Genomic DNA, 7418 nt, shown 5'->3' on the forward strand with positions numbered 1-7418 from the left:
AATACCACCTCAACACGTCATATGATACGTTTATTTATTTACGCCGCCTTACCGATTAAATTTAACGCACCCACCTGGATCACCATCGAGAACGGCTTACTTCAGAAAGTTGCCAGGCACTAAGCGATAGCGCAATCGCCTCGCCGGCTCGAAAAAGTGTTCTTAAAGGTGTGCTTCAGAGACCTCGGTCCACAACTTCATATAGGCAGCGTTTGCTTGCGTCGAACTGGCAAAGACGTCGACCGGCGCCTTGTGTTCCCCCATTTTTTCGATGTCAGACGAATACGGAATCGTGGTATTCAGAAATACTTTGTAGCGCGCCACCATGGATTCGATGGTGGCTTTGTGCAACGACTTCTGCCATTGAACCATGGAAAAAAAAGGCACGATTTTTTTCAGCTGATAAATATTGTCTTCAAAAAAAGTGATCAGTTGCTCAAATGTTCGCTCTGAAAGCGTGGTTGGAATTACCGGCACCAACACCAGGTCGGATGCGATGAATATCGATTCCGATAAATAACCGATTGATGGCGGGCAGTCGAGTATCACCAGATCGTATTCCTGCTTGAAGCCTTTTAATACCCGCTTCAGGCGATTTTTCCGGTTTTTAAGATCGGCCAGGAGGGCATCAAAATTCCGGAAACTCAGGTGAGCGGGAATAATGTCCAGATTTTCATAATCGCTAGCCTTGATGTGTTTGACCAGGCTTTCGTAGGCATTGAAGAACCGCTCAGCCCACTTCTTCGACGACGGTTTGACGCGAAAATAAAATGAGGACGCGCCTTGCGGATCGAGGTCGATCAGCAGCGTCTTTAAACCAGATTTCGCTGCAAAATAGGCCAAATTGACAGCGGTGGCCGTTTTCCCGACACCGCCTTTCATGCTGTAGCAGGCAATGACTTTCATTCCAAATCTCCGTTGGCTTTGGCGCCAAATGCCAAGTCAAATTTCATGGCCATGTCTTCTGTAAAAAAAAGCGCGATCGCGGCTTCCACTTGCTTGCGGGTTTCCACTTGTTTGTGATGCAAAATCGCGATGAGGCCGCTCAGCGCTTTGGTCATCTCGATCTGATGATCATCGATATAGCCACTTAGAAATTCGACCTGAACGCAGTAGTCATTGAAGTCGCCCAGTACCGACTGGATCTTCTTGAGCTGGGCAAGCAAGCCCGCGATGCGCTTTTTGGGAAGCAGGTCGATAAAGAATTCGATCAGATAGCGCAGTTTCTTGAACTCGATACGAATCTGGTGCACGTCTTCATCGGCTGACTGGGCATTGATGAGCGCGCTCATAGTCAGGATCTTGTGATTGCGCTTGACCAGCAAGGATTTCGCTACGGACAACACAGGTTTGCGCGCCATCGTTGTCTGAAAGGCCGCAGCGGCTGATACCTCGGCTGCGCAGGCGGCGATGTCCTGTAGAAAGGCTCTCGATGAAAAATAGCGCGAAACCAGAGACTTTTCCTGCTGCCGCTGTTTTTCGATCAGCGCATACAGTTCGCTTAATCCTTTTTTATGGCTGGCAGGCAGCATCGCGCGATAACTATCTTTGGCGAGCAAAAAAACGTCCAGATCCCGAAGTCTGTTGGTCCTGCCTGCAATGGCAGACAATTTTTCTGCGACGACATCGACAGTCGAAGTAGGCAACGACTTCTTCAGCAGGCTAATCAGCGAGCGTAATTTCCGCACGTTCACCCGAAACTGGTGCAAGAATTCGGTGTCCGTGTCGGCCACAAGGCCATTGACATGCCGAGTTGCCTGAGCAAGCATCTCATTGGCCATGGCACGCACTGCGAGTTCTGTCGGCATCTCCTCTGCAAGGTGCGGTGGCTGACTTGAGTGCTGTCCAGCAGCCTGAAAATCCTGCTCGGCGAACATCGTTTTCAGTCCAAATTCATGCACCTGTGCCTTGAACAAGGGCTCGAATAGTTTCTCTGCCCGTGAAAAACACTTGTCGTAGCCGCGCATTGACTGCAGGGTCAAATATTGATTGCTGCGGCCATCCCCAACGGATTGTGAGATGCGACCTTTTACGACGATTTTTTGATCGCTATTGCGTAATGAAAAATTGGTCTCAATCAAATGCAACGATGCTACCGGCAAAACCGCGCGCAGATCGATCCGCCGTTTCAGCTCACTTTTTACCTTGCTGTCGGGGAATTCCCACCAGAACCTGACATTCCCTGGCGCGCGAACCTCTCCGATACAACCGGAACGATTGATTAGTTGAAAGCGCTGCTTGTTAATCTGGCAAAGAAGCAAATCGGCGTTCCATAAATGGGCGTCGAAATCATCAAAAAATCGTATGTCTAAAGTTGTGGCCGGATCGAAATCGACATAAAAATCGGACCCAATTCTCGCGATGATGTCACGCTCTACGACTGTGTCTTTAAATGACCAAGTCGTCACTGGCATTGGATTCATTTCTTTAATTTCTTCAATTTGATGGTGTTGCTCAAATACTCCTCGATTAGTCGTTCAAGAATTACTTGCACGCTGCTTTCTTCTTCAATCGCCCGGATCTTCAAGGCCTTGTGCATTTTGCTTTCCAGACGCAAGGAGGTGTTTTTCTTGTCGGGTTGATCTTTACTCATCGGGCAGGCTTTCATTGAATTTGAGTTAGAGCCGGAGACGTCAGAATCAGTAGCAGTCGTGACGCAATGACGTCATGACGTTAATTCGTTTTGTAAGTAAGGTCAATAGAGTTGGCTGATATTCCGGTCCGCTTTGTTGGCTCGGGAGGAATGACTGAAAAACTCTTTGAAGCTGATGACGATGTGCAAATCCGCCACGGATGGGGTTGGCGAAGGCCTACCATGGAAAGTATTCCATAAGACCGTGGACAGGGTTGCATGGTCACAAGCCCGAACGGCTGGTGGCTATGTATTCCTATACACAGTGCAGAGGGTTTTTAGGTTAGTGGACGCGGCGCACCAAGGCTGAAGAGAGGCGCAGCAAGTCTTCCGCGTCCGGTAGGCTAAAAATCCTGATGTGCTAAACCAGCGGGCACGGAAGGTAGTGCTATGGGGATTGAATCAGAGCGGTAGCGTGGGGGATCACCCGTGGCAAGACCCTGGTTGTACTGGCCGGCCAGAAAAGAGCGCTGGCCATGGCGGTCAAGGGGAAGCAGGTGGAAAGAGGATTGTCGAAGTCGAAGGAGCGGCTGCTCTGATTCGAGCGTCGCCACTCTGATCTCGCATCGTACGGCAGGCCTTGATTTGGGCGCAATTTTAACAATCGTGTTTCCAGATTGTTATGTGACTCCTTCGTTATTGTTTTGTGACATAGCTTGCTTCCTGGGAACTCACTACCGTAAGCCATCTCCAAACCTTCAAATCGCCGCTCGTAAGGTTAAAGCGTCTTGTCGTTGCCGGTTGCCACGCAATCTCGAAGCAACCCCTCACATCTTTAAGACTTTATCCGCACAGCAGCCTACGTCGCCGCCACATAACTGTGGTGGTGCTTTCATCGAACAGGAGAAAAGTCATGCCCAACAGAATTATTCGAAACATGGTTGAGAACCAAACAATTATTCGCGCCTCGGCGCAGACCACTGTAGCCGAGGCCGCAAGTCAGATGAAGCAGGCTTGTGTTGGCACGGTCATGGTGATCGAGAGAGATCAGCTAGTCGGGATTTTCACGGAACGTGATGCACTTTTCGGTGTTCTTGCTGAGGGTCGGGACGCAAAAACCACCCGACTTGCCGAGGTGATGACCATTAACCCGCAAACGATCAAGCCAGACAAGCCCTTCGGACACGCGCTGCACATGATGTACGAAGGGGGATTCCGGCATTTGCCGGTAGTGGAAAACGGTTGGCCGATTGGCATGGTTTCCGCTCGGGATACCTTGGTCCCAGAGATGCAGGAATTCGCCCATCAACTTTTTCATCACGAACATATTGCCGAGATACTGGCCTAAAACTTCAACTTAGGACATTTGCAACGTACTCGAATTGGCCCCGGACCATTGGGGCCATTCTGAACAGCGAATGGCTATAACTGAGGTTCCATTCACATTACTTGAATTCGCCCGATAGCTGCGAGGAGGATCAATTAATGTTCAACGCTCCGTCATGTGCGCTTAGTAGTAGAGGCGGCTGGCATCCCCTGACCCGAGTCGAGACGCAAGCCCTGGCATTCATGCCTGGGTAAGTCGAGAAGATGGGTTTTTGTTTCCACTCAGGTCTTCTACTCAAGTTCCCTCCTTGGGGGGGAGACGAATGACTGGAAACAAGCTCGGGGAACAATTTCATCTTCGGTCGTCAGGCGTTGTGGCAATTGCTTTTGTAAATTTTGTAGGAGTTTTTGATGAATAACCCTTTAACTGTATTGCCTGCTCCGGGCAAGGCCAGAGTAAATGAGGCCGTTGATATTTGGCCTGATGTCTTTGTGGCAACAACATCGCTCGATGCCGAGACTTGGGATGGGCAATGGCTTGATGCAGGGCAAAATCAACACGCCCTCCATTCCAGAAGCAGGAAAAGCCTGAGTGGCTGCGGACTGGCCGCCGGCATGGATCACTGCTTGAAGTGCGACGGCGGCGTATCGTCATGCTTGTGCCATGAACAATCTCGGTTAGAAACCAACCACTTCCCGACTAGTTTCTCATATCGCCTCAGCCCCAAGTCGATGCCATTAACCAAATGGTCGGACAAACTGGCGTGCGGTTTGCCTCGGATCGACAGCCAGCACAAACAACTGTTCGATCTGGCGTCCACCTTCGCTGGCAACGGAGACCAGATCAGGATGATGAAGACCCTGGTCACGCTCTGCGAGTATGTGAAAGTTCATTTTCGCGAGGAGGAGCAGATGCTGGAGGCGCTCAAGTACCCGGACCTGGTGGCGCACAAACGGCAACATGCTGAAATCAAAGCCAGGCTGATCAAATTGCTCGACTATGCACGGACTCTATCTCTCGACGAAATTGCCAGCGAAGTGCAGCACCTGATTTACGGATGGGTATCCAACCACATCGCGCAGGTGGATGCCGCGTTTGTTCCTTGGGTGAGCAGTCGCCCTCTCGCCGATATTGAGCTGAAGAATTTCAGCAACCCCCGCCGCTCATTTCAGCGCGGCGATGTTCAATAATTAAAACGTTTTATAAACAATATTCTACGTTTGCCATATGGAAAACCGCATGGAAAACGATGTCTTCGAGTGAGTTTTCCACCAACCTGGAATTCTGGTCGATTCGCATTGGCAGCTTCCTGCTGCTGAGTTTCATCGATGATCCGGCTTGGCTGGCCTTCATGTTTTGCTGATCGCTGCCAACCCGTAACGCCCAATCCTTGAGCAACCGCAAAAATCTCTAGCCTGGCAACAACCTACCGTAGTTATCCAGTGCTTACCCACAGGGTTACTGGTTCGATCTGTGGAGAGTGGCGGACTCAACAAGATGATGTTCATCACCGCCGGAATTCTGTTACGGAACGACCACAAAGTCTTGGTAGAAACGGAGCGAAGAACCGCCTATGTTTAAAAGCTCGGCGGCAGTACATCAGAGATACCCCTATCGTTCTAATCAACCGCGAGGTATTGAATGAACCTTGACAAATATGTTGGACGAATTGTCCGTTTGAACCAACGAGCCTTCCGTGAAATCGCAAGGCGAGCCAAAAAGCAAGGAACAGCGTTGGAAAATTGCTTCCTGGTGTCTGGCGTAAGTCGAGAGATGCGAAAGCTGATCTGCTATGGCGCCAACTTTCGGATTACCGTTGGCGTCTGTGACGTAGTGCTGATCTGAAACAGAAGCAAAGCCAAATTCAGCTAATTTCTGTATCCTGGCCCCGCTTGTCTGGCCCGAGGGTAACAAGCCAAAGCAGGCTGAACGCTAGATTAAAACTGGGTTAGAGTTGCTTTGTTATACGTTGTCACCAGTGCCGCCCCCATCCATCATTGTGGTGGTGGTCGTAGTGATAACCCCCTGAATGTCCACCGTAATAAGGTGGATCATACAGAGGTAAGTAATCACGCAAAACTGATATGGAACTTTGTGCCAAAACTTGCCAGAAGGGTACTGTCTGTACCTCGCGAACCAGAGTGGCCGGAGTCCAGGGGCCCAAGGTCTCAGTCGATCCCCGCAGTGTCATCGGCCGGGTACAGGCGTCACATTCGCATCACGATGTGGTCCAGGCTTGTACTGCTGCTCGCCTTGAACGTGCCGGCATTCGGCCGCCAACAAAAGAACACAGGGGATGTGAGCGCTTTGAAGCTCCACCGAACGTTTTAACCGAACTGGCGCTGGTTAGCTGTTCAGGACGACAGCAGGTAAGCGCCGGGTAGCTAACCGCATTGGCTCTACCCACCACCGTCCGCTCTGGCCGAGCGGGCCGATCTGCAACTGGCCCGAACGACCGTTTTCTGATGAGTTACCTGCCGCTCGAAAAGCTCGATTTTTCGGGATATCTTCGGCCGCATGCGGCCGGGTGGATCATGACAAATGCAACATATTCTGCCTGTTTGAATGGCAGATTGACGCTGACAGCCGCCGCTCAAATCCGCGTTCTTCAAGCGACTTCAACGACCGCTTTCGCTGTGAAGCCGCCGTTCGCCCGGGAAAAATGGATGGCGCCGATCCAGTGACTGCTTTCGGGGACTTGGGATGAACGAAGGGCCGCTATGGAGGAGATACGCCAAATGTCTCTTCATGGCCGTCAGCCGACCGCCATCAATTTACACTCACTGGCTGCTTTCGGCCGCGAAGCTGCCGTTCGCTACTAAATATCACTTTTGCATTTCGAACGGCTGCTTATCAGTTTCTGGAGTTCGCCGCGACGGTCCGCTTTCATTTTCCCCCAATGACGGCTATGGGTCGGATGAAGCCAGCCACCCCTGAAAACTGAGCGGCCGCTTACCAGCGAAACCTGCCGCTCACTCGAAAAATGCTCGGCACCGTTGCCAGGGCCGGTTTCAGACTGAAAGCGGTCTGATGAATTTTTCATGCCCAACGGCCGCTCTACCCTGATTCCTGCCGTTAGACGCCATCAGCGTTGGATGACAGCCTGCAACCCGTTGCCGACGGCCGTAAGAATTGCGAGCAGAGATTCGCCGGTCGAGCAAGAAAATCGAAAGCCGCTGTTCGCGATGAAAAATTAGGATTCACACCTGAATGGCCGGAAGACAGCGTGGGTGGCCGTTCATCCCGGCTCTTGACCGTTCATCTAAAAACCTAAAACTTATTCGCGGCAGGTTGCCCCCCCCCTCCTAATCCTAAATTCATCTTATGCCGCCCAGCCGCGGACTGGGATTCGCGCAGCCTCTACCTTGTCCTGGATGACCCGATGCCAGGTCGAGACTGCGCGGTATAGGACTTTCAGACCAATCCCCCAAGATCACGCAAGGTCGAAGCGATCAAGGTTCATCACCTTGTTCCAGGCGGCCACAAAGTCATGCACAAACGCCTGCTGCGAGTCGCTGC

The 7418-nt window shown here is 51.3% G+C and carries 6 protein-coding genes; 3 read left to right on the top strand and 3 right to left on the bottom strand.

Annotated elements, in window-relative coordinates:
- Positions 1-162 precede the first annotated feature (162 nt).
- Genes ACOYNV_RS24320 through ACOYNV_RS24330 form a run of 3 tightly spaced genes read right to left on the bottom strand, consistent with a single transcriptional unit; the run spans position 163 to position 2593 of the window.
- Positions 163-906: a ParA family protein gene (locus ACOYNV_RS24320; protein WP_422902396.1), complete on the bottom strand. Its 744-nt coding sequence runs from the start codon at positions 904-906 to the stop codon at positions 163-165.
- Entirely contained in the window at positions 903-2423 is a 1521-nt protein-coding gene (locus ACOYNV_RS24325) for a CHAD domain-containing protein (RefSeq protein WP_422902397.1), read from the bottom strand. The genes ACOYNV_RS24320 and ACOYNV_RS24325 overlap by 4 nt, the downstream gene beginning before the upstream one ends.
- Positions 2420-2593: a hypothetical protein gene (locus ACOYNV_RS24330; protein WP_422902398.1), complete on the bottom strand. Its 174-nt coding sequence runs from the start codon at positions 2591-2593 to the stop codon at positions 2420-2422. Before ACOYNV_RS24330 ends, ACOYNV_RS24325 begins: the two co-directional genes overlap by 4 nt.
- Positions 2594-3485: 892 nt before the next feature.
- On the opposite strand from ACOYNV_RS24330, the gene ACOYNV_RS24335 reads away from it, so the two are divergent.
- The 3 genes from ACOYNV_RS24335 to ACOYNV_RS24345 all read left to right on the top strand — a co-directional run bounded on the left by ACOYNV_RS24335 (position 3486) and on the right by ACOYNV_RS24345 (position 6583).
- The gene (locus ACOYNV_RS24335; protein WP_422902399.1) at positions 3486-3920 is read left to right on the top strand and encodes a cyclic nucleotide-binding/CBS domain-containing protein; all 435 of its coding nucleotides are present in this window, start codon (positions 3486-3488) and stop codon (positions 3918-3920) included.
- Positions 3921-4309: 389 nt separating this feature from the next.
- A complete protein-coding gene (locus ACOYNV_RS24340) occupies positions 4310-5089 on the top strand; it encodes a bacteriohemerythrin (protein WP_422902401.1) in 780 nt (259 codons plus the stop codon).
- Positions 5090-6364: 1275 nt separating this feature from the next.
- Entirely contained in the window at positions 6365-6583 is a 219-nt protein-coding gene (locus tag ACOYNV_RS24345; protein ID WP_422902400.1) for a hypothetical protein, read from the top strand.
- Positions 6584-7418: the final 835 nt, after the last annotated feature.

The sequence above is a fragment of the Propionivibrio sp. genome (assembly GCF_049316945.1).
Lineage (GTDB): Bacteria > Pseudomonadota > Gammaproteobacteria > Burkholderiales > Rhodocyclaceae > Propionivibrio.

Coding starts and splice junctions, on each gene's coding strand:
- ACOYNV_RS24335 (WP_422902399.1), top strand. CDS start 3,486: ATGCCCAACAGAATTATTCGAAACATGGTTGAGAACCAAACAATTATT.
- ACOYNV_RS24345 (WP_422902400.1), top strand. CDS start 6,365: ATGAGTTACCTGCCGCTCGAAAAGCTCGATTTTTCGGGATATCTTCGG.
- ACOYNV_RS24320 (WP_422902396.1), bottom strand. CDS start 906: ATGAAAGTCATTGCCTGCTACAGCATGAAAGGCGGTGTCGGGAAAACG.
- ACOYNV_RS24325 (WP_422902397.1), bottom strand. CDS start 2,423: ATGAATCCAATGCCAGTGACGACTTGGTCATTTAAAGACACAGTCGTA.
- ACOYNV_RS24330 (WP_422902398.1), bottom strand. CDS start 2,593: ATGAGTAAAGATCAACCCGACAAGAAAAACACCTCCTTGCGTCTGGAA.
- ACOYNV_RS24340 (WP_422902401.1), top strand. CDS start 4,310: ATGAATAACCCTTTAACTGTATTGCCTGCTCCGGGCAAGGCCAGAGTA.